Here is a 26641-nt window from a genome sequence, read left to right as displayed (position 1 = left end):
CTGACGGGACGCTAGCCTCGCGGCATGCGACTGGTTGCGGAGTTCACCACGGAACCCTTCGATGTCGAAGGGCAGCCGCCCGCGCACGCCACCGAGGCGCTGCGCGTCGCGGAGCAGGCCGGCCTGGAGTGCGACTTCGGGCCGTTGGGCACGCTCGTGCGCGGCGAACAGGAACTCCTGCTGCCGACGCTGACCGGCGTACTGGAGGCCGCCTTCGCCAGCGGCGCCAGCCAGGTGACGCTCCAGGTACGGCGCGATGGCTGACAGGGAACCGCATCCGCTCGTCGTCGCGATCACGCCGTTGGTCGAGCGACTGAACGCCGAGCTGGTGTCACCGGGAGACGCTCAGCCGGACGACGTGCCGTTGCTGTGGGACGGCGAGCCGGTGGTCGCCGTACGGCTGTCTCGTAAACCCGAGGGGGGCGTGAACACGCTGCTCGCGGAGGTTGCCGAGGAATTCGGCCGGCCGTTGCGCGAGTTGTCGCGGACCGACAAGCAGCAGGCGGTACTGCGGCTGGAGGAGCGGGGGGCGTTCGAGTTCCGGAAGTCGGCCGAGATCGTGGCCGAGGCGCTCGGCGTCACCCGGTTCACCGTCTACAACTACCTGAACCGGGCCCGCGATCAGGCCTGACCTCTTGCCCGCCCAGCCAAACTTCAACAAACTGTTGACGACAGGCGAGGTGCATGTCAGGCTTTCGTCATACGGAAAGTAAGTTTCGGGATTCGAGAAGGTGTGATCCGTGGACCTGCAGGAGTTCAACTCCGCGCCCGCCGGCCGGCTGCGCCCCACGCTGTCGGCCTGCTGCGACGTACCGCGCTGGGTCGACGGCATCGTCGCCAAACGCCCGTACGGCGAGGTCACGGCGCTGACCGCGGTCGCGGACCAGTTGCTCCGGGAGCTCGACGACGCCGAGGTCGACCGGGCGCTGGCCGCCCATCCGCGGATCGGCGACCGGCCGTCCGGGGCAGGCACAGAGGCGGCGTGGTCGCGCAAGGAGCAGTCCGGTGTTGGCGAGGATCCTGACCTGCGCTCGGCGCTCGCCGACGGGAATCGCGAGTACGAGCAGCGGTTCGGCCGGGTCTTCCTGATCTGCGCGACCGGTCTGTCGGCAGAGCAGATGCTCAGCAGCCTGCGCCGGCGCCTCGACCACGACGACGTCACCGAAGCCACCGTCGTACGCGACGAACTGCACAAGATCGCTCTGCTCCGGCTGAGCAAGGTGCTGGAGGTCCAGGCATGAGCAGCGTCAGTACGCACGTCCTCGACACCGGGCTCGGGCTTCCCGCGCGCGGGGTGCCGGTCCAGCTGTCCCAGGTCAAGGCCGAAGAGACCGTCGTCCTCGAGTCGGCCACGACCGACGACGACGGGCGCGTCGACCAACTGGGGACGGGGCTCGAGCCCGGGACGTACCGGCTCTGGTTCGATGTGGCCGCGTATGCGGACGCGTCCGGCCAGGACATCTTCTTTCCCGAGGTCACCGTGACGTTCACGATCACCGACGAGCGGCACCACCACGTTCCGCTGCTGCTCAGTCCGTTCGCCTTTTCCACCTACCGAGGGAGTTGATCCCGATGGCCATCCACCTGGGTGCGAACCAGTACGGCAAGGCCGAGAGCCGCGTGGTCCGGATCTACCGCGACACGCCCCGCCACCAGATCCGCGACCTGAACGTGTCGTCCGCGCTGCGCGGCCGGTTCGAGGACGCGCACACCAGCGGCGACCAGCGTGACGTGCTGCCGACCGACACGCAGAAGAACACCGCGTTCGCGTTCGCCAAGGAGAAGGGCATCGGCGCGATCGAGGACTTCGCCCGCACGCTCGGCGCGCACTTCCTCGAGGCCGCCCCGGCCGCCGACGGCGCCCGGATCGCGATCGAGGAGTACCCGTGGGAGCGGATCAGCGTCGACGGCGAGCCCCACGACCACTCCTTCGTCCGCGCCGGCAGCGGCGTACGGACGACGATCGTGAACGTCGAGGGCCGCGGTGACGAGCGGAAGACGTACGTCGTCTCCGGCGTGCAGGACCTGACCTTGCTGAAGTCCACCGGCTCGGAGTTCCACGGCTTCCTCAAGGACAAGTACACGACGCTGCCCGAGACCGACGACCGGATCCTCGCCACGTCGCTGGTGGCGCGGTGGCGGTACGACCACACCGACGTCGACTGGGACAAGTCGTACGACCAGATCAAGGCGCTGCTGCTGGAGCAGTTCGCGCGGATCCACAGTCTCGCGCTGCAGCAGACGCTGTACGGGATGGGTGAAGCGGTTCTGCAGCAGCACCCGGAGGTGGCCGAGATCAAGTTCTCGGCGCCCAACAAGCACCACTTCCTGGTGGATCTGAGCCCGTTCGGGGTGGAGAACCCCAACGAGGTGTTCATCGCCGCCGACCGGCCGTACGGGCTGATCGAGGCGACCGTCGTCCGCGACGATGCGTCCGAGGCCGGCTCCGCCTGGCACGCCGTACCCGGCTTCTGCTGACGACTGCCCCTGCAGGTTGGAGAAAGCTCCAATCTGCGGGGGTCTCGCCTGCTCCGGTTCGTGCTCGCTGTGGGTTACCCGACTCCGGGTGGCGGGGTTGACTGAGGTCAATCTTGGTGAGGAGCGGGTTGATGAGCGCAGCGACGATCGTGGTGGACGGGGCCGCCGTGGTGACGGTGGACCGGGAGCGGCGGGAGTTCGGCATCGGACATGTTGTTGTCCAGGGCAACAAGTTGGTGGCGGTCGGGGCGGGACCGGCGCCGGCGTACGACGGGGCGCGGGTGATCGACGGACGGGGGTGTCTCGTCACGCCGGGGTTCGTGAACACGCACCAGCACTTGTATCAGTGGGTCACTCGCGGACTGGCGGCCGATGCGACGTTGTTCGGCTGGCTGACGACGCTGTACCCGGTGTGGGCGGGGATCGACGAGGACGCCGTCCATGTGGGTGCGCAGGCTGCACTGGCGCGACTGGCGCGGACGGGGTGCTCGACGGCGGCGGATCACCACTACGTGTTCCCGCGGGAGGGTGGGGATCTGCTCGGGGCGGAAATCCTTGCTGCGCAGGAGATCGGGCTGCGGTTCCATCCCTCGCGGGGGTCGATGGACCTTGGCCAGAAGGACGGTGGGTTGCCGCCGGACTCCGTGGTCGAGGATCGGGAGGAGATCCTGATCGCTACCGAGGCCGCGATCGATCGGTGGCATGATCCGGCGCCGGATTCGATGCTGCGGATGGTGGTTGCGCCGTGTTCGCCGTTCAGCGTGACCGGCGAGCTCATGCGCGAGGCGGCTGAGTTGGCGCGGCGGAAGGGTGTCCGGCTGCACACGCATCTGGCCGAGACCCTCGACGAGGGTGAGTGGTGTCAGCAGAAGTTCGGATGGACGCCGCTGGAGTACGCCGCCGACCTCGGGTGGACCGGCTCGGATGTGTGGTTCGCGCACGGGATTCATTTCGACGACGCAGAAATCAAGCAGCTGGGTCAGATGGCGACGGGCGTCGCGCACTGTCCGAGCTCCAATGCGCGGCTGGGGGCCGGGATCGCGCGGGTTGCCGATCTGCGGGCGGCTGGTGTGCCGGTTGGCCTTGGGGTGGATGGTGCCGCGAGCAACGAAGCCGGCAGCCTGGTGGAGGAGCTGCGGCACGCGTTGCTCTTCGCGCGTGCTCGCGGTGGTCCGCAGGCGCTCGGCGTACGCGCCGCGCTGGAGTTGGCGACGGTCGGTGGTGCCCGCGTGCTGGGGCGCGAGAACGAGATCGGGTCGCTGGAGACCGGCAAGCTGGCCGACTTGGCCATGTGGCGCCTCGACACGCTCGCCCACGCCGGCATCGCCGACCCTGTGGCTGCGCTGGTCCTAGGCACCCCACCCCCGCTGGAACTCCTGCTCGTCAACGGCACCCCCGTCGTAGAACACGACACCGTGGTCACCGTAGATGAAGAGTCCCTCGCAACCCGGGTCACAGCAGTCCAACAGGCCCTCGTCGCCCAAGCGGGCTGAGAAACACCGCGGCCCCAACCACCTGGTGAGTGGTTGGGGCCGCGGTGTTCGGGCGGTCAGGTGTGGAGGAGGTCGCCGTTGATCCAGACGGCTCGGATGTCGGCGGGGGTGCCAAGGGTGAAGGTCCGGGCCAAGGCTTCCTCGGGGTCGTCGGCGTGGGCGATGCTGACCGCCAACGGTGAACCTTCGGCCGGCCGTAGCAGCTGCGCGTCGAAGCGCTTGCCGACGGACAGATCGCCGATTTCGGAGCTGAGCCCGAGGGCATCCGCGCCGGCCGTGGTGACCAGGTGCAGAAGGTGCGCCGCCGACAGCGGATGACCGTCCTCGGCCTGGAGCTGCTGAGCGAAGTACGCCTGCAACCCCTCCTTCAGCAGCGAGAAGCCGGTACCAGCGCCGACATCCGACCCCAGCGCAACCCGGACCCCGTACTGGAGATGCCGAGTCAGCGGGAACAATCCACTCCCCAGCGCAGCATTGCTGGTCGGACAATGCGCCACCGAAGCACCAGCGTTGGCGAGCAGCTTGAGCTCCACGTCCGTCGGATGCACGTTGTGAGCAAGCACACTGCGCCGATCGACCAACCCGTGCCGGTCGTACGTCGTCACGTAGTCGCACCCACCGAACAGCTCGGACACTGCCGCGATCTCGGCCTCGTTCTCGTTCAGGTGCGACGTGAACAGCGCGCCCGGCACCTCTTCGAGTACGTCGTGACACACCGCAAGCAGCTCGTCCGTGCACGACAACGAGAACCGCGGCGTCACGGCGTACCGATTCCGCCCGACTCCATGCCACCGCTCGGCCAGAGCCAGCGACTCGCGGTACGCCCGATCAGGTGTCGTATGCAGCTCCGGCCGCAGCAGCCGATCGCTCACCACCAACCCACTCGTCACCCGCAACCCCACCTCGGACGCCGCGCTGAACAACACGTCCACGGCATCGGCGTAATGCGCCCCGAACACCAGCGCACTCGTCGTTCCCGCCGCAGCCAGACCGCGGACGAACTCGGACGCAACCCCGGCCGCGTAGGACGCGTCAGCCATCCGCGCCTCCTCCGGCAACGCGTACTTGTCCAGCCATTCGAGCAACGGCAACCCCAGCCCGCCGACCGCACGAATCTGCGGGAAGTGCACATGCGTGTCCACGAACCCCGGCAGCACCAGGCCGCCGGTCAGGTCGACGACCGGCTCGGCCGGGTGCGCCCGGCGTACGTCCGCGAAGGTGCCGCGGGCAACGATCGTTCCGTCCGTGACCAGGACGCCGGCGTCGGTGTCGACCCGCAGGTCGCCACCGGTGAACGGGTTGTCCGGGGTGTCGAGGAACGTGCCTCGGAAGATGGTCATGCCTTCGCCTCACGGTGAACCGGCGCCGGGTTGCGCTCGGCAACGAACAGTTGGAGCAGCCAGGCCGCCACGCTGACCGCAATGGTGGCCGGTTCCTTGCCTGGGAGGTCCGGCAGACCGATCGGGGTGACGATCCGGTCGATCGCTTCGGCCGGGTTGCCGTCCTCGGCGAGCTTGCGGCGGAAGCGGGCCCATTTCGCCGTCGATCCGATCAGCCCGATCGTCGCAAGGTGCTCGTTCCGCAGCGCGGCGTCACACAACGCTGCGTCCTCCGCGTGGTCGTGCGTCATCACCAGCGCATGTGTCCCCGGCGGCAGCTCAGCCACCACGAGCTCCGGCAACACCGGCACCTGATGCACGTGGACGTTGGCTACCGCATCGTCGAGCACCTGCAGCCGTTCGGCCTCAAGCTGATCCGGCCTCGAGTCGATGAGATGCAGTTCGATGTCGTGCCGGGCGAGGATCCGCGCGAGTTCGAGCCCCACGTGCCCCACTCCGAAGATCGCCACGGACGGAACCACCGGCAACGGTTCGAGCAACAACTTCACCTCACCCCCACAGCACTGCACCCCATGCTGGTACGGCGCTTTGTCCGACAAGGCCACGTCGAGCACCTCCGGCGCAGTCGTGCCTTCGGCGAGCAAGGCCCGCGACCGCTCGATCGCGACCGCCTCCAGGTTGCCGCCGCCAACAGTCGCCCAGACGTTGTCCGAGGCAACCACCATCTTGGCGCCGGCCTCTCGCGGCGCGTGCCCGCGCACCGACATCACAGTCACCAGGACGCCCGCACGACGCTGCGAGCGCAGGTGCTGAACCGCCTTCACCCACTCCATCTCGCTCACACCCCACTCGCCGTGAGCACGCTCGACCGAGCCCGGTCGAGCGCCCAGTACACCGCCTCTGGCGTCGCCGGCGACGCCAGATCCACGCTTGTCCCGGCCGGGCCGAACGCCGCCGCGGCCTGCCGCAGCGCCTCCCGGACCGAGAAAGCGAGCATCAGCGGCGGCTCACCGACCGCCTTCGCGCCGTACACCGCGCCGTCCTCATGTGCCTTCTCGAGCAGCCGGACGTTGAACACCTCAGGCATCTCCGAGAAGCTCGGCAGCTTGTACGTGCTGGCCGCCTGCGTGGCGAGCCGGCCACGGTTCGGGCCGTTGCTCTCGTCCCAGCGCAGGTCCTCGAGCGTGAGCCAGCCGGCGCCCTGCACGAACCCGCCCTCGATCTGACCCAGGTCGATCAGTGGGCTGAGGCTGTCGCCGACGTCGTGCACGATGTCGACCCGGCGGAGCGTGTACGCACCGCTGAACCCGTCCACCTCGACTTCCGCGGCGGCGACGCCGTACGCGAAGTACTTGAACGGCTCGCCGCGCATGGCGTTGGCGTCCCAGTGCAGGCCCTCGGTCCGGTAGAAGCCGGCCGCCCACAACTGGACCCGCTGGTGGTACGCCGCTTTGACGACGTCCTCCCAGCGCAGATCCTCGCCCTCGGACAGCCCGCGGACGACGCCGTCGCTGATCCGCACGTCGTGCGGGCTGATGCCGAGCCGACCGCCCGCGACCTGCTCGAGGCGCTCGCGGATCTGCTCGCACGCGTTCTTGATCGCGGCGCCGTTCAGGTCGGCGCCAGAGCTGGCCGCGGTGGCGGAGGTGTTGGGCACCTTGTCCGTGCGGGTCGGCGCCAGCCGGACGCGCGCGAGCGGTACGCCGAGCGTCGTCGCGGCGACCTGCAGCATCTTGGTGTGCAGGCCCTGGCCCATCTCGGTGCCGCCGTGGTTGATCAGCACCGAGCCGTCCTTGTAGACGTGTACCAACGCGCCGGCCTGGTTGAACGCGGTGAGGTTGAAGGAGATCCCGAACTTCACCGGAGTCATCGCCAGCGCCCGCTTCTTGTGCGGATGCGTCGCGTTGAACTGCTCGATCTCCGCCTTCCGGCCGACCACGTCACCGCCCGCGGACACCCGGCTCCAGCAAGCCTCCAGGCGATCCGCGTGCCGGACCGGCTGACCGTACGGCGTACTGTCGCCCAGCTTGTAGAGATTGCGGTGCCGCAACTCCATCGCGTCGTACCCGAGAAGTGGTGCGCACCGGCCGAGGATGTCCTCGACAACCAGCATTCCCTGCGGTCCACCGAAGCCCCGGAACGCCGTCTGCGATGTCTTGTTCGTCTTGGCGATCTGACCGTCGACCCGCACGTTGGGGATCCAGTAGGCGTTGTCGATGTGGCACATCGCCCGCGCGAGCACCGGCTCGGAGAGGTCGAGGCTCCAGCCACCGTCAGAGGTGAGAGTCGCGTCCAGCGCGACCAGGTGCCCGTCGTCGTCGAAGCCGGCCTTCCACCTGCTGTGGAAGCCGTGGCGCTTACCCGACATCGTCACGTCCTGCGTCCGGTTGAGCCGCAGCCGCACCGGCCGCCCGGTCAGCGTCGAGCCGAGTGCCGCGATCGCGGCGAACCCGTGCGGCTGCATCTCCTTGCCGCCGAAGCCTCCGCCCATCCGCAGGCACTGCACAGTCACCGCGTGGCTGGCCAGGCCGAGTACGTGGGCCACGATCTCCTGGGTCTCCGACGGGTGCTGCGTACTGCTCTGGACGAAGATCTGCCCGCCTTCGTCGACGTGGGCCAGCGCCGCGTGGGTCTCCAGGTAGAAGTGCTCCTGCCCGGCGAACTCGAACTCACCCTCGAACACATGCGCCGCGTCGGCCAGTGCACCTTCGGCGTCACCACGCTCCAGATGACGCCCGGTGCCCTGGAAGCTCCCGGCCGCGATCGCTTCTCGAACCGTCACCAGCGATTCGAGTGGCTCGTACTCGACCTCCACCGCGGCAGCCCCCAGCCGCGCCGCCTCCAGCGTCTCCGCGAGCACCCAGCAGATCGCGTGCCCTTGGAACATCACCTCGGACGGGAACAACGGCTCGTCATGCTTCACGCCGGCGTCGTTCACCCCCGGTACGTCCTCCGCTGTCAGCACCCGCACCACGCCAGGTACGTCGTACGCCGGCTTCACGCGGAGCGTCGTGACGCGAGCGTGGGTGTGTGGCGACTGCACCGGATACGCATGCAGTACGTCGCGCGTCCGTTGGACCAGGTCGTCCGTGTAGAGGGCGTGGCCGGTGACGTGCAACGCGGCACTCTCGTGCGGCATCGGTACGCCGACGACTGCCACCGGCGGCCGCTCGGACAGCGAACTCATGCGAGCACCTCCTCGGCGTGGAAGCGAAGCAACGACTGGCCGAGCATCGCCGAGCGGTACGACGAGCTCGCGCGGTGATCGTCCATCGGAGTACCTTCGGCGGCCATGACCGTGGCGGCCTCGCGCACGGTGTGCTCGGTCCACGGCTTGCCGATCAGCGCCGCCTCGGTCGCCCGGGCGCGCAGTGGCGTGGCGGCGACCCCGCCCAGCCCGATCCGGGCCTCGCGGACGACACCGTCCGCCACGTCGACGGCGTACCCGACGGCAACGCTCGAGATGTCGTCGAAGCGTCGCTTGGCGATCTTGTGGAAGGCAGTCAGCGGTGCGAGCGGCAGCGGAACGACCACGGTCTTGATCAGCTCGTCCGGCGCCTTCAGCGTCTGCCGGTAGCCGGTGAAGTAGTCCGCCAACGGGACGACGCGCTCACCGCGGTGAGACGCCAGCACGAGCGACGCGTCGAGCGCGAGCAAGGCCGGCGGGGTGTCACCGATCGGCGAGCCGGTCCCCAGGTTGCCTCCGATCGTCGCGCCGTTCCGAATCAGCCGCGACGCGAACTGCGGGAACATCTCGGCCAGCAAGGGCACCCGGCCGGCCAGCATCCGCTCGATCTCGCTCAACGTCAGCGCCGCCCCGATCCGGATCTCGTCGCGCCCGAACTCGAACTCCCGCAACTCCGCCAGCCGGTCGATCGCGACGACGAGCGGGTCGCGTAGCCCGCGCAGGTTCACCTCGACCCCGAGATCGGTCGATCCGGCAACGATCCGCGCATCGGGCCGTTCGGCCAGTAGTCGGAGTACGTCGTCCAGCCCGGCCGGACGGACGAACTCCGCATCGCCCTGTTCCATCCGGGTCGTCGCCGGCGCGGGCGGTGGAGCGTACCGCCGGGCGGCGAGCGCGTCGTCCGCCGACGGATCACCCAGCGCGTACGCCGCGTCCCGGATCGGGCGGTAACCGGTGCACCGGCACAGGTTCCCGCTCAGCGAGTGCAGATCGAACCCGTTCGGACCGTGCTCGTGATCGCAGTGCCCGTTGGACGTCGTACGGGTGGAACGGTAGAACTCGGCGGCCATGCTGCAGACGAAACCCGGAGTGCAGTAGCCGCACTGTGACCCACCGCGTACGGCGAGTTCGCGCTGTACCGGGTGCAGGGTCTCGGGCGATCCCAGACCCTCGGAGGTGATGACCTCCTGGCCGTCCAGGGACGCGATCGGCAGCAGGCACGCGTTCACCGCGGTCCAATCGGTCGGCGCATCCGTCCCGGGCCGGGCGACGAGCACGGAGCACGCCCCGCACTCGCCTTCCGCACAGCCTTCCTTGGCGCCGGTGAGGCCACGGTCGCGCAGCCAGTCCAGTGCAGTGGTGTGGACCGGGACGTCGCCGATCGCGGTGTCCGCCCCGTTGACCTTGATCGAAGGCGCGCGCAGCGCCTGCGTTGTCGTCGTCATCTGTTGCTGCTCCAGCGTGTCCTTGCACTATGGATCGGATTGGCGTCGGAGAGGAAGTCGTCGAACCGGTACCCGGCGATCTTCGCGATCTCGAGCAGCGCGGCGGCGTGCTCCTGGTTCTCGCAGTTGTCCAGCCGGTCCCGGCCCTGCTCGATGATCCGGTGGAAGGAGTCCGCGTCCCGGACCGAGATGACCAGCGGGAAGCCGAACCGCTCGCGGTATGCCTCGGTGATCGTGGCCAGTTCGTCACGCTCCGGATCGGCCAGGAAGGTCAGGCCCTTGTCCGACTGGTCCCGCAGCGACGCCTCGCCGCTGAGACCGTCCGCGACGAACTGCGAGCCGAGCTGCGGGTAGGCCTCGATCAGTTGCCGCTGCTCCTCGTGCGATCCGGAGAACAGGGCCTCCTGGAAGGAACGGCGCAGTGCGTGGGTGTCGGCGAAGGGGCGCATGTCCCAGGCCCGCTCGACCGCCCAGCGCGGGCCCTGGAACAGACCGGCGAAGGTCTCCACGAACTCGTCGCGGCGCATCCTGTTGACCTGGTCCAGCCGGATCGTGTCACCCGGCTGTCCGGCGACCGCGGGACCGTAGTCCTTGCCGACGTGGTGGAAGAGGATGTTCAGGCCGATCGCGGTCAGGCTGCCGAGGGTGATGCCGCTGCCGAAGATGATCTCGGCCCAGCCCGGCACCGCCTGGGCGACCTGGGGCTGCGCGGTGACGTACATGGCCAGGCCGACGCTGGTCGCCACGATGACCACGTTGCGGTGGTCGTGGAAGTCGACCTTGGCCAGGGTCTGGAAGCCGACCACGGCCACGGTGGCGAACATCGCCAGCGCCGCGCCACCCAGCACAGGATGCGGGATGCCGGCCACGATCGCACCGGCCTTCGGCAGCAGCCCGAGCAGAATCATGATCCCACCGGCCGCCGCGACCACCCAGCGGCTGCGGATCCGGGTCAGCCGGACCAGGCCGACGTTCTCGGCGAAGCAGGTGTAGGGGAAGGAGTTGAAGACGCCGCCGATCGTGGTGGCCAGGCCGTCGGCCCGCAGCGCGCGGGCGATGTCGTCCTTGCCGATCCGCTTCTCGACGATCTCACCGGTCGCGAAGACATCACCAGTCGTCTCCACCGCGGTGATCAGCATGACCACGACCATCGAGATGATCGCCGCGATCGAGAACTTCGGCCAGCCGAAGTAGAACGGCTGGGTGACCCCGACCCAGGCCGCGTCGCTGACCGCGCTGAAGTGTGCGTCGCCGAAGGCCCACGCGACCAGAGTCCCGACCACGAGGCCGGCCAGGACGGCGACCGTGGCCATGAACCCCTTGAAGACCCGCTGGATCAGCACGATCAGTCCGAGTGTCCCGAGTGCGTAGGCCAGGTTCTTGCCGCTGGTCGGATCGGCCGTCGGCCCCGCGCCGCCGACCGCGTCCCCGGCCGCCACCGGCAGCAGCGCCAGGCCGATGATCGTGATCACCGAACCCGTCACGACCGGTGGGAAGAACCGGATCAGGCGGCTGAAGAAGGGCGCGATGAAGAAGGTCGCGAGACCGGCGACGAGCACCGCGCCGTAGATGACCAGCAGGCCGTCGGTCCCGCCGCCGGCGGCCAGGCCGATCGCGATCATCGGCGACACCGCCGTGAACGTCACGCCCTGCAGCAGCGGCAGCCGGACTCCGACCTTCCAGAATCCGACCGACTGGATGATCGAGGCGATGCCGCAGGTGAACAGGTCGGCGTTGATCAGGTGGATCAGCTGCTGGGTGCTGAGGCCGATCGAGTTGGCCAGGAGGATGGGTACGATCACTGCGCCGGCGTAGAAGGCGAGCACGTGCTGAGCGCCGTACACGGCGAGCTTGCCGGCAGGCAGCACCTCGTCAACGGGATGGCGGCTCGGTCGCGGGACTGTCTTCATCGGGACACGCTCCTCGGCTACGGCGGTTCTGGCCTGCTCGAAAGCCTGAGCGCATGCCGCGTCCGATTGCACCCGGTGAACCTCCGAAGATGCGGGGTTCAGACCACGTGAATCTGTGTGATCACCCAAACCGCCGCGTTCACAGCGATTTCAGCGCGAGGAACACGTCGACACGGTCCTCCAACTGGGACAGATCGCGTCCGGTCAGTTGCTCTACGCGTTCGATCCGGTAGCGAACCGTGTTGACGTGCAGGTGCATCGACTCCGCCGTACGCGCCCAGGAACACGAACAGGCGAGGAATTCCCGCAGCGTGGCAAGCAGTTCGGCGTTCGTACGACGGTCGTGCTCGAGCACCGGCCCGAGAACCCGGTGGGTGTAAGTACGGCGTACGTCGTCGGGCAATGTTGCGAGCAGCAACACATGCGACGCGACCTCGTCCGACGTCACCACCGACACCGGAGTCCTGCCCGCCTGCGCTGCACGTTGGGCGAATCGTGCTTCCTCCAGGGCACCGGCCAAGGCGTCGACACCCGTCTCACCGCTGACCCCGACGGACAGTCTCCCGCGCCCGAGCCCAGGTGAGAGCCGGGCGAAGGATCGGCGCAGCTGCTCGGGCAGCCCGGGCGACGACGGCAGGAAGCCGACCAGCAGATCGTCCCGGCCGGCTGCGACCACGGCCGGACCGACGGTCAACGCCACGTCTTCGAAAACACTGAACGCGATGTCGTTGCGCGGTTCGTCGCGGAGTTCGGCGACCGCAACCACCATCGGCCGATCCGACTGCGCACCGGCCTGCCGCAGGCGAATCGCGACCTCGGCGAGCGGACCGCCGGACTCGACCAGCGCCAAGGCGTCCGACACCAGCGGCCGAAGGGCAAGCCGGCCCTCGTCCCGCCGGGCGCGGTCAAGCGCGGCGACAGCACACAACTCCTGCACGGCTTCGACGTGATCGCGCGGCCACTCCTGATGGTCGCCTTCGATCAGCAGCACCCAGGCCGTCAGCCGGTTGTCGAGCCCCGACCCGATCGGGAACAGGCTGTACGACGCGTTGCCGACGGCCGCGACTGCCGGCATCCGATCCGCGATCAGAAACTGCCGGGTCACCGCGTCCAGCGTCGCGTCGTCCAGTTCACCAGGACCAGGCACGACCTGCCGCCCGGTTGACGTGATGACTCTGCAGGCATGCCCGATCTCCGCAGAGATACGGGCAGCCAGTTCGTCGAGACTCCGGCCGGCGGCGATCGAGGACAGCAACTGTCGCTGCCGGACCAGGCTGGCGGACAGCCGCGCTCCGGTCTCGGCTGCACCCGCGGCCGCGACGTACTCCGTCACGTCCGCGAACGCGACCTCGACCGGTACTTCGACGAGCGCAATCTGATGCCGACGGCAAGCATCGAGCAGGTCGTCGGGAACGCGGTCGAGCAGCGCGCGGCCGGCCAGGATCGTGGCCGCGCCGCGACCGGCCGCCGACGCCACGAAGGTCTCGCTGTCGGCCTCGGTACGGCGCCAGACCAGCCCGGTCAGCACCAGTTCGCCGCCGTTGAGGTACCGGCCGGGCTCCAGCAGGTCGGTCGTGACGAGCCGCCCGATCGGGCGATCGAGCGTGCCGTCGGGCGCGTGCAGCAGGCGCAGGCCCAGCTCCGGCGCGTCGAGCAGTTCGGACACCAGCACGGCGCACCTCCTCTGGCCCGATCGCCCGGTCCTGACAGGAACGTACAACGGCGGACCGGCCACTCAAACCTTGACGCGTCCTTTCCCGGCATCCTATGGTCATTTCGCAGAACAGAAACAAACTTCCACGATACGGAAGTCAAGAGGAAGGGACGCCATGAGTCACGCACTGCGCTACGCGGTGAACTGCTCGATCCTGTTCACCGAACTGCCGTTGCTGGAGCGACCGGCGGCCGCCCGGCGGGCGGGCTTCGGCGCGGTCGAGTTCTGGTGGCCGTTCGCCGAGGCGGTGCCGTCGGACACCGACGCGGACGCCTTCGTCGCCGCGATCGAGGACGCCGGCGTCCAGCTGGCCGGCCTCAACTTCTTCGCCGGCGACATGCCCGGCGGCGATCGCGGCCTGGTCTCCTGGCCGAAGCGGTCGGGCGAGTTCCGCGACAACATCGACGCCACCATCGGCATCGGTGAGCGGCTCGGCTGCCCGGCTTTCAACGCCCTGTACGGCAACCGCGTCGACGACCAGACCGCTGCCGAGCAGGACGAGCTCGCCGTCGAGAACCTCGGTCTGGCCGCCCGCGCGGCCGCCCGGATCGGTGGCACCGTACTGATCGAGCCGGTCAGTGGCGCCGACCGGTACCCGCTGCGCACCGCGGCCGACGCGTTGGCCGTGATCGATCGCGTCCAGGCGGCGTACGACGTACCGAACGTCGGACTGCTCGCGGATCTCTACCACCTCGCGGTCAACGGCGACGACGTCGATCGCGTGATCGCCGGCCACGCGGACCGGATCGCGCACGTCCAGATCGCCGACGCGCCCGGCCGCAACGAACCCGGCACCGGATCGCTGCCGCTCGACCGGCAGCTCGCCGACCTCGAGAACCAGGGGTACGCCGGGTGGGTCGGCCTCGAGTACAAGCCGTCCACCACCACCGACGAGAGCTTCGGCTGGCTGCCGCGCGAGCGCCGGCCGGCCACTGCATAGGAGAAGACAGACATGACGAACATCGCCTTCATCGGCCTAGGCATCATGGGCAACCCGATGGCCGTGCACCTGGCCAACGCCGGCCACACGGTCGCCGGTTTCGACCGCAGCCCGGAGCGCGCCAAGGAACTCGTCGCGGCCGGTGGTCGTGCCGCGACCTCGCTGACCGACGCGGTCAAGAACGCTGACGTGGTCGCGGTGATGGTCCCGGACTCGCCCGACGTGCAGCAGGTGCTCGAGGGGGAGGACGGCGTCTTCCAGCTGGCCGAGACCGGCACGCTGATCATCGACTTCTCCAGCATCCGGCCGGACGTCACGCAGCAGCTCGCCGAGCAGGCGCGGGCGCTGGGCTTCCGGATGCTCGACGCCCCGGTCTCCGGTGGCGAGGCCGGCGCGAAGAACGCCGCGCTGTCGATCATGGTCGGCGGCGAGGCCGACGACTTCGCGATCGCCAAGCCGCTGTTCGACGTCGTCGGCAAGACGGTCGTCCACGTCGGGCCGAGCGGCTCGGGCCAGACGGTCAAGGCCGCGAACCAGCTGATCGTCGCCGCCAACATCCAAGCGGTGTCCGAGGCCGTGATCTTCCTGGAGGCGTACGGCGTCGACACCAAGGCAGCTCTCGAAGTCCTCGGCGGCGGCCTGGCCGGATCCGCGGTACTGAACCAGAAGAAGGAGAACATGCTGTCCCGCTCCTTCCAGCCCGGCTTCCGGATCGACCTGCACCACAAGGACATGGGCATCGTCACCGCCGCCGCTCGCGAGGCGGGAGTCGTCGTACCGCTGGGTGCGCTCGTCGCCCAGCTGGTCGCGTCCGCCAAGGCGAACGGCGACGGCGGTCTCGACCACTCCGCTCTGCTCCGTGGAGTCGAGCGCCTGTCCGGGAAGGCGACGGACTGATGGCCCGCATGCGCTCGGTCGACGCCGCGGTCCTGATCCTGGAGAAGGAGGGCTCGACGCAGGCGTTCGGTCTGCCCGGGGCCGCGATCAACCCCTTCTACAGCGCGATGAAGAAGCACGGCGGCATCAAGCACGTGCTGGCCCGCCATGTCGAGGCTGCCTCGCACATGGCCGAGGGCTACACCCGGGCTCGCGCAGGCAACATCGGAGTCTGCATCGGTACGTCGGGTCCCGCCGGCACCGACATGATCACCGGCCTGTACTCCGCCTCGGCCGACTCGATCCCGATCCTGTGCATCACCGGCCAGGCGCCGGTCGCGAAACTGCACAAGGAGGACTTCCAGGCGGTCGACATCGCCTCGATCGCCAAGCCGGTCGCCAAATGGGCCGTCACGGTGATGGAGGCCGCGCAGGTGCCGGGGACGTTCCAGAAGGCGTTCCAGCTGATGCGCGAGGGCCGTCCCGGACCGGTGCTGATCGATCTGCCGATCGACGTCCAGCTGACCGAGATCGACTTCGACATCGACACCTACGAGCCACTGCCGGTGCCGCGCCCGGCCGCGACCCGGGCGCAGGCAGAGAAGGTGCTGGAGATGCTGGCCACCTCTGAGCACCCGCTGATCGTCGCCGGCGGCGGGATCATCAACGCGGGCGGCGAGGACCTGCTGATCGAGTTCGCCGAGCGGACCGGGATTCCCGTCGTACCCACGTTGATGGGTTGGGGTGTGCTGCCGGACGACCACCCGCTGATGGCGGGGATGGTGGGGCTGCAGACGTCGCATCGGTACGGCAACGCGACCTTCCTGACCTCGGATCTGGTGCTCGGCATCGGCAACCGGTGGGCGAACCGGCACACCGGCGGCCTCGATGTGTACAAGGGCCGGCGGAAGTTCATTCATGTCGACATCGAGCCGACCCAGATCGGACGGGTGTTCGCACCGGACTACGGCGTCGTGTCCGACGCTCGCGCCGCGCTGGAGGTGTTCGTTGAGGTGGCGCGCGAGTGGGCCGCCGAGGGCAAGCTGGCGGACCGGTCCGCGTGGGCCGACGAGTGCTCTGCCCGGAAGACGGCGTTGGAGCGCAAGACGCATTTCGACAACGTGCCGGTCAAGCCGCAGCGGGTGTACGAGGAGATGAACCGCGCGTTCGGTCCCGACACTCGCTACGTGTCGACCATCGGATTATCGCAGATCCAGGCTGCTCAGATGCTGCATGTGTATCGGCCGCGGCACTGGATCAACGCCGGTCAGGCCGGACCGCTCGGATGGACTGTGCCGGCGACGCTGGGGGTTGCGGTCGCGGATCCGGACAGCACGGTCGTGGCACTGTCGGGCGACTACGACTTCCAGTTCCTGATCGAGGAGCTGGCGGTCGGGGCGCAGTTCAACATCCCCTACATCCACGTGGTCGTGAACAACTCCTACCTGGGGCTGATCCGGCAGGCGCAGCGTGGGTTCGACATGGACTTCTGCGTGCAACTGTCGTTCGAGAACATCAACAGCCCTGAGCTCAACGGGTACGGCGTCGACCACGTGAAGGTCGCCGAAGGACTCGGCTGCAAGGCGCTGCGGGTGTTCGAGCCGGACGGGATCCTGCCGGCGCTGGAACAGGCCAAGAAGCTGATGGTCGAGCACCAGGTTCCGATCGTGGTCGAGGTCATCCTCGAGCGCGTGACGAACGTGTCCATGGGTCTGGAGATCGACAACATCGTCGAGTTCGAAGACCTGGCCGAGAGCCCCGACGACGCGCCGACTGCCCTCGCCCTACTCGACTGATGCCTCGGGCAATAGTTGCTTCGGACAAATTCAAGGGGAGTCTTACCAGTGCGGAGGTCGCCGCCGCAGTCGGCACCGGCCTCCGCCGGCTTCACCCGGACCTGACTGTGGTCTCCGTTCCAGTGGCTGACGGCGGCGACGGCACCTTGGCCGCCGCCGTCGCGGCTGGCTTCCACCTGGTCCCGGTCACCGCCTCCGGCCCCACCGGCGAACCGGTCGAAACCGGCTTCGCCCGCCGCGGCGACGTGGCCGTCGTCGAGCTGGCCGACGTCTCGGGCCTGGTCCGGTTGCCAGGTGGCGTGCCCGCCCCGATGACCGCAACCTCACGCGGAACCGGCGAGCTGATGGCCGCCGCCATCGACGACGGCTGCACCCGCGTGATCCTGGGCATCGGCGGTAGCGCATCAACCGATGGTGGAGCCGGGATCGTCACTGCATTGGGTGGCACAGCTGCGCTCGACCTGCGTGCCCTTCGGGAGCGTATGGATGGCATCGAGGTCGTGGTGGCGTGCGACGTGGACAACCCGTTGACCGGGGCAACTGGTGCTGCCGCCGTCTACGGCCCGCAGAAAGGCGCCAACCCCGAGCAGGTGAAGGAGCTTGACGCCGCCCTGGCGCGCTGGGCCGATCTGGTGGCTCGGGAGACCGGGCAGGACCTCCGTGATGCCCCGGGAGCCGGCGCGGCCGGCGGACTGGGTTTCGCAGCTCTGGCCCTCCTCGGGGCGGAGTTGCGACCAGGGATCGAGCTGGTACTCGAGCTCGTCGGCTTCCACGAGCAGCTCCAGGATGCCGACCTCGTGATCACCGGAGAAGGTGCGCTCGACGAGCAGACCTTGCACGGCAAGGCAGTCGCCGGAGTCGCGGCGGCCGCCGCGGGCATCCCGGTGGTGGCGGTCTGTGGCAGCAACAAGCTGGACCCTGAGCGACTGCGATCAGCCGGCGTAGTCGCGGCGTACGCCCTGACAGACCTGCAGCCCGACGTACGGCGGTGTATCGCGGAACCGGTTCCGTTGCTGCAGCGACTCGGGGAGCGGATCGCGGCGGACCACCTACGATGACAGCAAGTGAGAGGGGCGATGCATGACAGCGTTGGACCTCGTGATCAGGGCTCGCCGGGTCGTGGGTGCCGCGGGCGAGCGGGCGTGTGCCGTCGGCGTCCGGGACGGGCGGATCACCGCCGTCGCGCCGTACGACGCCGACCTCGCGGCCACCGAGCAGGTGCACCTGGCCGACGACGAGGTGCTGCTGTCTGGCCTGGTCGACGCCCACGTCCACGTCAATGATCCGGGTCGCACCGACTGGGAGGGCTTCACCTCCGCGACCCGGGCCGCCGCGGCCGGCGGCGTCACCACGATCATCGACATGCCGCTGAACAGCATCCCGCCGACGTGCGACGTACCGGCGCTCGAGGTGAAGCGGAAGACCGCCCAGAACCAGGCGTACGTCGATGTCGGCTTCTGGGGCGGCGCGATCCCGGGCAACGTCCCCGACCTGCGTCCGCTGCACGACGCCGGAGTCTTCGGGTTCAAGTGCTTCCTGCTGCACTCGGGCGTCGACGAGTTCCCGCCGCTGGATCACGCGCAACTCCAGGCGGCGATGCGAGAGATCAGCGCCTTCGACGGCCTGCTGATCGTCCACGCCGAGGACGCCCACCGGATCGACGATGCCCCACCGCCGCACGGCGCGACCTACCTCGACTTCCTGCACTCACGCCCCCGCGTGGCAGAAACCGAAGCCGTCGCCAACGTCATCGAACTCGCCCGCGCCACAGATTGCCGGGTGCACATCCTGCACGTTTCCTCGTCCGACGTCCTCCCGCTACTCGCTGCGGCTCGCAGTGACGGCGTACGGATCACGGCCGAGACCTGTCCGCACTATCTGACCTTCACCGCCGAGGAGATCCCCGACGGCGCGACGCAGTACAAATGCTGCCCGCCGATCCGCGAGGCCGAGAACCGTGAACGCCTCTGGGACGGCCTGCGCGACGGCGTGATCGACCTGGTCGTGTCCGACCACTCGCCCTCGACGATCGAGCTCAAGCACCTCGACACCGGCGACTTCGGCACCGCCTGGGGTGGCATCGCCTCGCTCCAGCTCGGGCTGCCGGCGGTGTGGACCGAGGCGCGCAAGCGCGGCTTCACCCTGGCCGACGTCACCCGCTGGATGAGCCAGGCGCCGGCCGCGCAGGTCGGGCTGAGGACCAAGGGCCGGATCGAGGTCGGGTACGACGCCGACCTCTGCGTCCTCACGCCCGACGAGACCTTCGTCGTCGACCCGAACGCCTTGCAGCACAAGAACGCCATCACGCCGTACGCCGATCGCCCGCTCACCGGCGTGGTCCGCCGTACCTGGCTCCGCGGCGTTCCCGTCGACATCGAGGCCGGCCCCCGCGGGCGGCTGCTGAACCGAGGAGAACGAGGATGAGCTACTACTCCCCGACGGGCGGTCTGCCTGCGCAGAGCGACCTCACCACCGACCGCGCCGTCTTCACCGAGGCGTACGCCGTACTCCCGCGCGGCACGATGCGGGACATCGTCACCAGTCGGCTGCCGTTCTGGGAGGACACCCGGTTGTGGGTGCTCGCGCGGCCGTTGTCCGGGTTCGCGGAGACGTTCTCGCAGTACATCGTCGAGGTCGCTCCCGGTGGCGGGAGCGACCGGCCGGAGACGGATCCGGCCGCCGAGGCGGTGCTGTTCGTGGTCGAGGGCAGCGTGACGGTGACCCTGGACGGCGAGAAGCACGAGCTCGGGCCGGGTGGGTATGCGTTCGTGCCGCCGGGCGTCGACTGGACCGTGCGGAACGTGAGCGATCGGGTCACGCGGTTCCACCTGGTGCGGAAGGCGTACGAGCGGATCGAGGGGATCGACGTACCGCCGGCGTTCGTGACGAACGAGGTGGACGTCGAGGGTGTGGCGATGCCGGACACCGAGGGGCGGTGGAAGACGCAGCGGTTCGTGGATCCGGACGATGTGCGGCACGACATGCACGTCAACATCGTCAGCTTCGAGCCCGGCGGCGTGATCCCGTTCCCGGAGACCCACGTCATGGAGCACGGCCTCTATGTGCTGGAGGGCAAGGCCGTCTACCTCCTCAACAAGGACTGGGTCGAGGTGCAGGCGGGCGACTTCATGTGGCTCCGAGCCTTCTGCCCGCAAGCCTGCTACGCCGGCGGCCCTGGCCGCTTCCGCTACCTCCTCTACAAAGACGTCAACCGCCACCCGAAGCTCACGCTCTGATCAGTAGGGTCGCTGCATGGTTGATCGCGAGGTGCAGCGGTACTCCCACGGCGAGCTGGCGATCGTGGTCGACGTGTCCGACCTGGATCGTTCCGCCGAGTTCTGGAGTCAGGTCCTGGGCTACGACCGCGCGGGCGGCTCGTCGGCGACGTACCTGAGTCTGATTCCTGGCGACGGACGTGGCTGTGAAGTTCTGCTGCAGCGTACGGACGATCGGAAGGTTGGCAAGAACCGTCTGCACCTGGACCTGCGGACGCCGGACCTGGCCGCCGAGGTGAATCGCGTGCGTGAGCTGGGGGCGACGCAGGTGACCGAGGAGCCCATCGTCGAGTACGGCTGGACCTGGCACCTTCTCGCCGATCCGGACGGGAACGAGTTCTGCGTTCTGCAGCCGCCGGCGGGCTGACGGCTCACACGTGACGGCTCAGATGGTGACGGTGACTGGGCGTTGGGGTGGGTTGAGCGGGTCGGTGGCGAGGCGGGCGTGGCGTTCGACGTCGTACCGGGTGCCGTCGTACGCGTGGCGCTGGCGTTCGAGGCCTTCGTAGAGGAAACCGGCGCCGGCGGCGACCGCGCACGAGGCCGCGTTGTTGGTGCGGTGACCGAGCTCCAGTCGGTAGAGACCGGCCTCCCGGTGGGCCCAGTTGGCGAGGGCGCGGAGCGAGTCCCGCGCGACGCCCTGGCCACGGACTTCGGCGAGGGTCCAGTACCACGTCCAGCCGACCTGATGCCGGTCGATGTTCGTCACCGCCACACACCCGATCGGGTGGTCGTCCGCGTCGGCGACGGCGTACACATGCCCGTTGTCGAGGTCTGCCACGCGCCCGATCCAGTCCACAGCGGACGCCCGGTCCACGATCCCGTTCTGGTTCGCCATCTCGGGATCGCGATGCGCCGCTGTCAGCCGCAGCGCATCCCCCGTCCGCCACCGCCGAAGATCCAACCGCCCCAGCGCATATCCCATCCAAAAAATCTACCCTCGGCCGCGCCGCTTGGAACCGGCCCACGGCGCGTTCCCCGGCGCGATCGGGGGAGGATGGGCGCATGGGATATCTGGATTTCAGGGATCAGGTTGTGGTGGTGACCGGGGCCAGCAGCGGGATCGGGGCCGCGGCGGCGGTGGGGTTCGCGGAGACCGGGGCCGCGGTCGCGTTGCACTACCACCAGAACGAGGAGGGAGCCAGGCACACGCTCGGCGCGGTGCAGACGGCCGGCGGTACGGCGTCCTTGCACCAGGCGGACCTCGCGGATCCGGCGTCGGCCGGGAGGCTGATCGACGACGTGCTGGCGAAGCACGGGCGGATCGACGTACTCGTGAACAACGCCGGCGACCTGGTCAAGCGGACCCCGGTGACCGACGTACCGGACGAGGAGTTCCACCGGATCCTGGACGTGAACCTGACGTCGGTGTTCTCCGTCAGCCGCAAGATCGTGCCGGTGTTCCGCGCGCAGGGCGGCGGGTCGATCATCAACGTCACCTCGATCGCCGGCCGGAACGGCGGTGGCGGCGGGTCGGTCGTCTACGCGACCAGCAAGGGCGCGGTCAGCACCTTCACCCGCGGCCTGGCCAAGGAGGTCGCACCGGACGGCATCCGCGTCAACGCGATCTCGCCCGGCGTGATCAAGACCCCGTTCCACGACCGCCACACCGGCGACGAGCAGATGAACGCGATGATCGGCACCATCCCGATGGGCCGCAGCGGTACCCCGCACGAGTGCGTCGGCACCATCCTGTTCCTCGCCTCCGAGCGGATGGCGTCGTACGTCACCGGCCAGATCATCGAGGTCAACGGCGGCCAGTTGATGCCATAGGCAAGCTCTAGAGTGGGGCTCCAGCGGTATGCCGCCGGAGCCCCACAGGCATCTCTACCGGGAGAGCGTGCGGTAGCGGTGGGCCGACAGGGGCAGGAACACCGCGGTCAGGACCAGCGGCCCGATGATCGCCGCGATCTCGGCATGGGTGCCGATCCAGGTGGCGGTCGCCGACGGATCGGGATTGCCGAACAGGGCACGCGACGCGGTGGCCGTGGCCGACAACGGATTCCACTGCGCGATCGTGCCGAGCCAGGCCGGCATCGTGGACGTGGCGACGAACGCACTGGACAGGAAGCCGATCGGCCAGACCAGGACCTGCACCATCGTGACGCTCTGAGCGTTCTTCACCGTCAGCCCGATGAAGATCCCGATCCACAGCAACGCGAACCGCAGCAGCAACAGCAACCCGAACGCGGCCACCGCAGCCGGCAGTCCTTCATGCCACCGCCAGCCGAGCGCGAGCCCGGCCGCGGCAAGCACGATCAGCGTCACCACCGAGTCCAGCATGTCCGCGATGCACCGCCCGAGGACGACCGCCGCCGAGCTCATCGGCAGCGAGCGGAACCGGTCGGTCACCCCCTTGTCCCGGTCCTGGGTGACCGCGGTCATCGTGCCTTCCAGCCCGAACAGCATCGACAGCGCGAAGATCCCCGGCACGAGCAGTTCGTAGTACGACTCGCCGTCGGGGAAGTCCATCGCCCCGCCGAGCAGCCCGCCGAACATCAGCAGCATCAGCACCGGGAAGAACCAGGAGAACAGCACCAGCCCCGGCTGCATCCGCCAGTGCGTCAAGGTCCGCCGCGCGATCGTCCACCCATCCGCGAGCGCCCAGCCGAACGCCGTCACGCTGCCACCTCCGGTCCCGTCAGGTGCAGGAACACCTCGTCCAGCGTGGGTCTGCGCAAGGTGATGTCCTCCGGCTCGATCTTTGCCTCATGCAACGAGTTGGCCATCACCACGAGGGCCTTGGTGCGGTCCTTCACCGGCACGCTGATCCGATTGCCGGCAATCCGAATGTCTCCGTCCGCCAGTGGTCCGGCCAATCCGACCACCCGCTGCACGTCGGCTGGATCGACCAGCACCAAGTCCAGCCAGTCCGAGCCGAGCTGCGTCTTCAGTTCGTCCGGGGTGCCCTCGGCCACGACAACCCCGGCCTTGAGCATCGAGATCCGGTTCGCCAGCTGATCGGCCTCCTCCAGGTACTGCGTTGTCAGCAACACCGTCGTCCCGCCGTCCACCAACTGCCGTACGGCGGACCACACCTCGAGCCGCCCGGCCGGATCCAACCCGGTCGTCGGCTCGTCCACGAACAGGACCGCCGGCGCCACGATCAGGCTGGCCGCCAGGTCGAGCCGTCTCCGCATCCCACCGGAGTACTTGCTGACCGCCTGACCGGCCGCCTCTGTCAGGCTGAACCGCTCGAGCAGCTCGTCGGCCCGGCGTCCCGAGGCCGTGTGGCCCAGGTGGTTCAGCCGGCCGAACATGACCAGGTTCTGCCGCCCGGTCAGTACTTCGTCGATCGCGGCGTACTGCCCGACCAGCCCGATCCGGCGCCGTACCTCCGCTCCTTGCCGACGGACGTCGTACCCCGCGATCGTCGCCGTACCGGAATCCAGCTCGAGCAGTGTGGACAGGATCCGCACCGCCGTCGTCTTGCCGGCGCCGTTGGGGCCGAGCAGCCCCGTCACCGTGCCGGCGGTGACCTCCAGGTCGAAACCGTTCAGCCCCGCCCCCTCGGTGCCGCCGCGGTAGTTCTTCCGTACGCCGACGGCCTCGATCACACGTTCCGTAGTCACTTCCCACCTCTCGCCCAGGTTGAGTCGTAGAGTGTACCGTACACTGTACGACTCAGGTACGATCGGGACAACGACGAGCGGCTGGAGTTAGTTCCGTTGGCAGGAAAGAAGGTGTCCGCGCCCGATCCGGCGCGCAGTCTGGCGCTGCTGTGGGGCAGCCACACCAAGCCCGGCCGGTCCGGCCTGACCGTGCGGTCGATCGTCGACACGGCGATCGACCTGGCCGACGCTCAAGGGCTCGACGCGGTCTCGATGCGGATGGTCGCCGAGCAGTTGAAGGCCGGGACGATGTCGCTGTACACGCACGTCCCGGGCAAGGGCGAGCTGACCGACCTGATGTTCGACAGCGTGTACGGCGACCTGTACGCCGACGCCGACGAACCGTCGCGGCAGCCCGGCGGCTGGCGTGGAGCGCTGGAGTTCATTGCCCGTCGCAACTGGGACGTGCTCACCAAGCACCCCTGGATCCACGACGTCCCGACCATGCGCAACGCGCTCGGCCCCAACATCACCGTCAAGTACGAGGCCGAGCTACGGCCCCTCGACGGCCTCGGGCTGACCGACGTCGAGATGGACTCGGCCCTGACCTTGGTGCTCACGCACGTTCACGGGACCGCCCGTGCCGGAGCCGAACAGCTCCGCACCCAGCGCGAGTCCGGGCTGTCCGACGAGGAGTGGTGGCGGCAGATCTCGCCGACCCTGACCCGCGTCATGTCCGGCGCGGCTCAGCACTTCCCGGTGGCGGGACGGGTCGGCACCTCGGTCGGCGAACAGTTCCAGTCGGTCATCGACCCCGCGCACGCCTTGTCCTTCGGCCTCACCCGGATCCTCGACGGCATCTCACTGCTCATCGACGAGCGGTCCTAGCTGTTGAGGAGGTCCTCGAACGGCGTCGGGTTGTCGTACGGATCCGCGTGTGTCGGCGTCTCGTGCTGCAGGGCCGCGACCAGCTCGCTCGCGGCCTGAGTGATGCGGGGCCGCAGCGTCTGCGCGTTCGGACCCCAGTCCGTGGACGCGGCGTACACGGCGGTCGGGACCGGGATCGCCTTCAGATAGGCGAACAGCGGCCGCAGCGCGAACTCGAGCACCAGCGAGTGGCGCTCGGTCCCGCCGGTCGCCGCGAGCAGGACCGGCTTGCCGGCCAATGCCTGGTCGTCGAGCACGTCGAAGAACATCTTGAACAGCCCGGAGTACGACGCACTGAAGGTCGGCGAGACCACGATCAGAGCGTCCGCCCCGGCGACCGTGGCGAGCACCTTCTCCAGCTCGGCCGAGGGGAAGCCGGTGAGGAGGTTGTTCGTCAGCTCATGCGCGTGGTCGCGGGCCTCGATCAGCTCGATCCGCGACTCGATCCCACGCCCGGACAACTCGTCCCGGACGGCGGCCGCCAGCTGGTCGGCGAGCAGCCGGGACGACGACGGCGTCGTCAGCCCGGCCGTCACCACGGCGATCACCCGTTCCTTCATCGGCTCGTCTCCTCGACCGATCCGGCCGGCTCCGCGATCGTCTCCAGGTCGCGTGCCCGCTCGGCGGCGGCCTTCAGCGAAGCGTGCGTCGGCGCGTCCGGGACCTGCGCCGGCCGCTTGGCGGCGAACTCCTTGCGCAGTACCGGAACCACCTCTTCGCCGAGGATGTCCAGCTGCTCCAGCACGGTCTTCAACGGCAGTCCGGCGTGGTCCATCAGGAACAGCTGGCGCTGGTAGTCACCGAAGTGCTCCCGGAACGTCAGCGTCCGCTCGATCACCTGCTGCGGGCTGCCGACCGTCAACGGCGTCTCCCGGCTGAAGTCCTCCAGGGTGGGCCCGTGTCCGTACACCGGCGCGTTGTCGAAGTACGGCCGGAACTCGTTGACGGCGTCCTGCGAGTTCTTCCGCATGAACACCTGACCGCCGAGACCGACGATCGCCTGGTCCGCGGCACCGTGGCCGTAGTGCTCGAAGCGCTTGCGGTACAGCTCGATCATCCGCTGGGTGTGCGAGACCGGCCAGAAGATGTTGTTGTGGAAGAAGCCGTCGCCGTAGTACGCGGCCTGCTCGGCGATCTCCGGCGAGCGGATCGACCCGTGCCACACGAACGGCGGTACGCCGTCCAGCGGCCGCGGTGTCGCGGTGAAGCCTTGCAGCGGCGTACGGAACTTGCCTTCCCAGTCGACCACCTCCTCGCGCCAGAGCCGGCGCAGCAGGGCGTAGTTCTCGATCGCGAGCCCGATGCCATTGCGGATGTCCTGACCGAACCACGGGTACACCGGGCCGGTGTTGCCGCGACCCATCATCAGGTCGACCCGGCCGTCGGCCAGGTGCTGCAGCATCGCGTAGTCCTCGGCGATCTTCACCGGGTCGTTGGTGGTGATCAGGGTCGTCGCGGTGGACAGGATGATCTTCGAGGTCTTCGCGGCGATGAAGCCGAGCTGGGTGGTCGGCGACGACGGTACGAACGGCGGGTTGTGGTGCTCACCCTGGGCGAACACGTCCAGGCCGACCTCTTCGGCCTTCAGTGCGATGGCCACCATCGCCTTGATCCGCTCGGCCTCGCTCACGGTCGTACCGGTGGTCGGATCCTCGGTCACGTCACCGACGGTGAACACACCGAACTGCATCTGTCCTCCTCGACTGGGG

The 26641-nt window shown here is 68.8% G+C and carries 26 protein-coding genes; 15 read left to right on the top strand and 11 right to left on the bottom strand.

Annotation, left to right across the window (positions count from 1 at the left end; genetic code table 11):
- The first annotated feature begins 24 nt into the window (after positions 1-24).
- The 6 genes from OG817_RS35960 (at position 25) to OG817_RS35935 (ending at position 3971) form a co-directional block, all read left to right on the top strand.
- Entirely contained in the window at positions 25-264 is a 240-nt protein-coding gene (locus OG817_RS35960; RefSeq protein ID WP_406049338.1) for a thiamine-binding protein, read from the top strand.
- Positions 257-631 (top strand): helix-turn-helix domain-containing protein, encoded by a 375-nt coding sequence (locus OG817_RS35955; protein ID WP_406049337.1) that lies wholly within the window; start codon positions 257-259, stop codon positions 629-631. Before OG817_RS35960 ends, OG817_RS35955 begins: the two co-directional genes overlap by 8 nt.
- 109 nt (positions 632-740) lie before the next feature.
- Positions 741-1241 (top strand): 2-oxo-4-hydroxy-4-carboxy-5-ureidoimidazoline decarboxylase, encoded by a 501-nt coding sequence (uraD, locus tag OG817_RS35950; protein ID WP_406049335.1) that lies wholly within the window; start codon positions 741-743, stop codon positions 1239-1241.
- Positions 1238-1567, top strand: coding sequence for a hydroxyisourate hydrolase (uraH, locus tag OG817_RS35945; protein WP_406049334.1), 330 nt, complete (start codon positions 1238-1240; stop codon positions 1565-1567). The genes uraD (OG817_RS35950) and uraH overlap by 4 nt, the downstream gene beginning before the upstream one ends.
- A gap of 5 nt (positions 1568-1572) precedes the next feature.
- Entirely contained in the window at positions 1573-2478 is a 906-nt protein-coding gene (gene pucL, locus OG817_RS35940) for a factor-independent urate hydroxylase (protein WP_396390805.1), read from the top strand.
- Between the two features lie 131 nt (positions 2479-2609).
- Positions 2610-3971, top strand: a complete 1362-nt coding sequence (locus tag OG817_RS35935; protein ID WP_406049332.1) for an 8-oxoguanine deaminase — start codon at positions 2610-2612, stop codon at positions 3969-3971.
- Between the two features lie 56 nt (positions 3972-4027).
- Here the strand turns inward: OG817_RS35935 and guaD are convergent, their stop codons facing one another.
- The 6 genes from guaD to OG817_RS35905 all read right to left on the bottom strand — a co-directional run bounded on the left by guaD (position 4028) and on the right by OG817_RS35905 (position 13525).
- On the bottom strand, positions 4028-5311 hold the full coding sequence (gene guaD, locus OG817_RS35930) for a guanine deaminase (protein WP_406049330.1): 1284 nt from the start codon (positions 5309-5311) through the stop codon (positions 4028-4030).
- Positions 5308-6144: a xanthine dehydrogenase accessory protein XdhC gene (xdhC, locus tag OG817_RS35925; protein WP_406057586.1), complete on the bottom strand. Its 837-nt coding sequence runs from the start codon at positions 6142-6144 to the stop codon at positions 5308-5310. The genes guaD and xdhC overlap by 4 nt, the downstream gene beginning before the upstream one ends.
- 5 nt (positions 6145-6149) lie before the next feature.
- Positions 6150-8498 carry a xanthine dehydrogenase molybdopterin binding subunit gene (gene xdhB, locus OG817_RS35920; RefSeq protein WP_406049329.1) on the bottom strand — a complete coding sequence of 783 codons (2349 nt, stop codon included), beginning with the start codon at positions 8496-8498 and terminating at the stop codon, positions 6150-6152.
- On the bottom strand, positions 8495-9943 hold the full coding sequence (locus tag OG817_RS35915; RefSeq protein WP_406049328.1) for a xanthine dehydrogenase small subunit: 1449 nt from the start codon (positions 9941-9943) through the stop codon (positions 8495-8497). Before OG817_RS35915 ends, xdhB begins: the two co-directional genes overlap by 4 nt.
- Positions 9940-11853: a 2-oxo-4-hydroxy-4-carboxy-5-ureidoimidazoline decarboxylase gene (uraD, locus tag OG817_RS35910; RefSeq protein ID WP_406049326.1), complete on the bottom strand. Its 1914-nt coding sequence runs from the start codon at positions 11851-11853 to the stop codon at positions 9940-9942. The genes OG817_RS35915 and uraD (OG817_RS35910) overlap by 4 nt, the downstream gene beginning before the upstream one ends.
- 139 nt (positions 11854-11992) lie before the next feature.
- The gene (locus OG817_RS35905; protein ID WP_406049325.1) at positions 11993-13525 is read right to left on the bottom strand and encodes a PucR family transcriptional regulator; all 1533 of its coding nucleotides are present in this window, start codon (positions 13523-13525) and stop codon (positions 11993-11995) included.
- Positions 13526-13682: 157 nt separating this feature from the next.
- Between OG817_RS35905 and OG817_RS35900 the strand changes: the two genes are divergently transcribed.
- From OG817_RS35900 to OG817_RS35870, 7 genes are read left to right on the top strand one after another with little or no spacing between them, the layout of a single operon-like run.
- On the top strand, positions 13683-14507 hold the full coding sequence (locus tag OG817_RS35900) for a hydroxypyruvate isomerase family protein (protein WP_406049323.1): 825 nt from the start codon (positions 13683-13685) through the stop codon (positions 14505-14507).
- A 12-nt stretch (positions 14508-14519) separates the two neighbouring features.
- Complete coding sequence (locus OG817_RS35895) at positions 14520-15404, top strand: 2-hydroxy-3-oxopropionate reductase (RefSeq protein ID WP_406049321.1); 885 nt, start codon at positions 14520-14522, stop codon at positions 15402-15404.
- Between the two features lie 8 nt (positions 15405-15412).
- Positions 15413-17179 carry a glyoxylate carboligase gene (gene gcl / locus OG817_RS35890; RefSeq protein ID WP_406057584.1) on the top strand — a complete coding sequence of 589 codons (1767 nt, stop codon included), beginning with the start codon at positions 15413-15415 and terminating at the stop codon, positions 17177-17179.
- Positions 17179-18237 carry a glycerate kinase gene (locus OG817_RS35885; protein ID WP_406049320.1) on the top strand — a complete coding sequence of 353 codons (1059 nt, stop codon included), beginning with the start codon at positions 17179-17181 and terminating at the stop codon, positions 18235-18237. Before gcl ends, OG817_RS35885 begins: the two co-directional genes overlap by 1 nt.
- A 22-nt stretch (positions 18238-18259) precedes the next feature.
- Positions 18260-19603, top strand: coding sequence for an allantoinase AllB (gene allB / locus OG817_RS35880; RefSeq protein ID WP_406049318.1), 1344 nt, complete (start codon positions 18260-18262; stop codon positions 19601-19603).
- Complete coding sequence (locus OG817_RS35875; protein ID WP_396390818.1) at positions 19600-20415, top strand: bifunctional allantoicase/(S)-ureidoglycine aminohydrolase; 816 nt, start codon at positions 19600-19602, stop codon at positions 20413-20415. Before allB ends, OG817_RS35875 begins: the two co-directional genes overlap by 4 nt.
- A gap of 16 nt (positions 20416-20431) precedes the next feature.
- Positions 20432-20821 (top strand): VOC family protein, encoded by a 390-nt coding sequence (locus tag OG817_RS35870; RefSeq protein ID WP_406049317.1) that lies wholly within the window; start codon positions 20432-20434, stop codon positions 20819-20821.
- 18 nt (positions 20822-20839) lie between these two features.
- On the opposite strand, the gene OG817_RS35865 is transcribed toward OG817_RS35870, so the two are convergent.
- Positions 20840-21379: a GNAT family N-acetyltransferase gene (locus OG817_RS35865; RefSeq protein WP_360437009.1), complete on the bottom strand. Its 540-nt coding sequence runs from the start codon at positions 21377-21379 to the stop codon at positions 20840-20842.
- A gap of 80 nt (positions 21380-21459) precedes the next feature.
- Here OG817_RS35865 and OG817_RS35860 point away from each other — a divergent pair, with 80 nt between their 5' ends.
- Positions 21460-22227 (top strand): SDR family NAD(P)-dependent oxidoreductase, encoded by a 768-nt coding sequence (locus OG817_RS35860; RefSeq protein WP_406049314.1) that lies wholly within the window; start codon positions 21460-21462, stop codon positions 22225-22227.
- Positions 22228-22281: 54 nt separating this feature from the next.
- Here OG817_RS35860 and OG817_RS35855 read toward each other — a convergent pair whose 3' ends face one another.
- Together OG817_RS35855 and OG817_RS35850 are read right to left on the bottom strand one after the other, a co-directional pair.
- Entirely contained in the window at positions 22282-23076 is a 795-nt protein-coding gene (locus OG817_RS35855; protein WP_396390821.1) for an ABC transporter permease, read from the bottom strand.
- Positions 23073-24026, bottom strand: a complete 954-nt coding sequence (locus tag OG817_RS35850) for an ATP-binding cassette domain-containing protein (RefSeq protein WP_406049313.1) — start codon at positions 24024-24026, stop codon at positions 23073-23075. The genes OG817_RS35855 and OG817_RS35850 overlap by 4 nt, the downstream gene beginning before the upstream one ends.
- A 111-nt stretch (positions 24027-24137) precedes the next feature.
- Here OG817_RS35850 and OG817_RS35845 point away from each other — a divergent pair, with 111 nt between their 5' ends.
- Complete coding sequence (locus tag OG817_RS35845; RefSeq protein WP_396390823.1) at positions 24138-24893, top strand: TetR/AcrR family transcriptional regulator; 756 nt, start codon at positions 24138-24140, stop codon at positions 24891-24893.
- Here the strand turns inward: OG817_RS35845 and OG817_RS35840 are convergent.
- Positions 24890-25492 (bottom strand): FMN reductase, encoded by a 603-nt coding sequence (locus OG817_RS35840; RefSeq protein ID WP_406049311.1) that lies wholly within the window; start codon positions 25490-25492, stop codon positions 24890-24892. The genes OG817_RS35845 and OG817_RS35840 overlap by 4 nt on opposite strands.
- Positions 25489-26622, bottom strand: coding sequence for an LLM class flavin-dependent oxidoreductase (locus tag OG817_RS35835; RefSeq protein WP_406049308.1), 1134 nt, complete (start codon positions 26620-26622; stop codon positions 25489-25491). Before OG817_RS35835 ends, OG817_RS35840 begins: the two co-directional genes overlap by 4 nt.
- Between the last annotated feature and the right edge of the window lie 19 nt (positions 26623-26641).

The sequence above is a fragment of the Kribbella sp. NBC_00889 genome, assembly GCF_045207705.1.
In the GTDB taxonomy this organism is placed as follows: Bacteria; Actinomycetota; Actinomycetes; order Propionibacteriales; family Kribbellaceae; genus Kribbella.
This window is presented reverse-complemented; position numbering and strand designations above follow the sequence as displayed.

Bases quoted from the DNA above. Each gene is read 5' to 3' on its own strand.
- OG817_RS35960 (WP_406049338.1), top strand. From the start codon at position 25: ATGCGACTGGTTGCGGAGTTCACCACGGAACCCTTCGATGTCGAAGGG.
- OG817_RS35955 (WP_406049337.1), top strand. From the start codon at position 257: ATGGCTGACAGGGAACCGCATCCGCTCGTCGTCGCGATCACGCCGTTG.
- uraH (WP_406049334.1), top strand. From the start codon at position 1,238: ATGAGCAGCGTCAGTACGCACGTCCTCGACACCGGGCTCGGGCTTCCC.
- pucL (WP_396390805.1), top strand. From the start codon at position 1,573: ATGGCCATCCACCTGGGTGCGAACCAGTACGGCAAGGCCGAGAGCCGC.
- OG817_RS35935 (WP_406049332.1), top strand. From the start codon at position 2,610: ATGAGCGCAGCGACGATCGTGGTGGACGGGGCCGCCGTGGTGACGGTG.
- guaD (WP_406049330.1), bottom strand. From the start codon at position 5,311: ATGACCATCTTCCGAGGCACGTTCCTCGACACCCCGGACAACCCGTTC.
- xdhC (WP_406057586.1), bottom strand. From the start codon at position 6,144: ATGGAGTGGGTGAAGGCGGTTCAGCACCTGCGCTCGCAGCGTCGTGCG.
- xdhB (WP_406049329.1), bottom strand. From the start codon at position 8,498: ATGAGTTCGCTGTCCGAGCGGCCGCCGGTGGCAGTCGTCGGCGTACCG.
- OG817_RS35915 (WP_406049328.1), bottom strand. From the start codon at position 9,943: ATGACGACGACAACGCAGGCGCTGCGCGCGCCTTCGATCAAGGTCAAC.
- uraD (WP_406049326.1), bottom strand. From the start codon at position 11,853: ATGAAGACAGTCCCGCGACCGAGCCGCCATCCCGTTGACGAGGTGCTG.
- OG817_RS35900 (WP_406049323.1), top strand. From the start codon at position 13,683: ATGAGTCACGCACTGCGCTACGCGGTGAACTGCTCGATCCTGTTCACC.
- OG817_RS35895 (WP_406049321.1), top strand. From the start codon at position 14,520: ATGACGAACATCGCCTTCATCGGCCTAGGCATCATGGGCAACCCGATG.
- gcl (WP_406057584.1), top strand. From the start codon at position 15,413: ATGCGCTCGGTCGACGCCGCGGTCCTGATCCTGGAGAAGGAGGGCTCG.
- OG817_RS35885 (WP_406049320.1), top strand. From the start codon at position 17,179: ATGCCTCGGGCAATAGTTGCTTCGGACAAATTCAAGGGGAGTCTTACC.
- allB (WP_406049318.1), top strand. From the start codon at position 18,260: ATGACAGCGTTGGACCTCGTGATCAGGGCTCGCCGGGTCGTGGGTGCC.
- OG817_RS35875 (WP_396390818.1), top strand. From the start codon at position 19,600: ATGAGCTACTACTCCCCGACGGGCGGTCTGCCTGCGCAGAGCGACCTC.
- OG817_RS35870 (WP_406049317.1), top strand. From the start codon at position 20,432: ATGGTTGATCGCGAGGTGCAGCGGTACTCCCACGGCGAGCTGGCGATC.
- OG817_RS35865 (WP_360437009.1), bottom strand. From the start codon at position 21,379: ATGGGATATGCGCTGGGGCGGTTGGATCTTCGGCGGTGGCGGACGGGG.
- OG817_RS35860 (WP_406049314.1), top strand. From the start codon at position 21,460: ATGGGATATCTGGATTTCAGGGATCAGGTTGTGGTGGTGACCGGGGCC.
- OG817_RS35840 (WP_406049311.1), bottom strand. From the start codon at position 25,492: ATGAAGGAACGGGTGATCGCCGTGGTGACGGCCGGGCTGACGACGCCG.
- OG817_RS35835 (WP_406049308.1), bottom strand. From the start codon at position 26,622: ATGCAGTTCGGTGTGTTCACCGTCGGTGACGTGACCGAGGATCCGACC.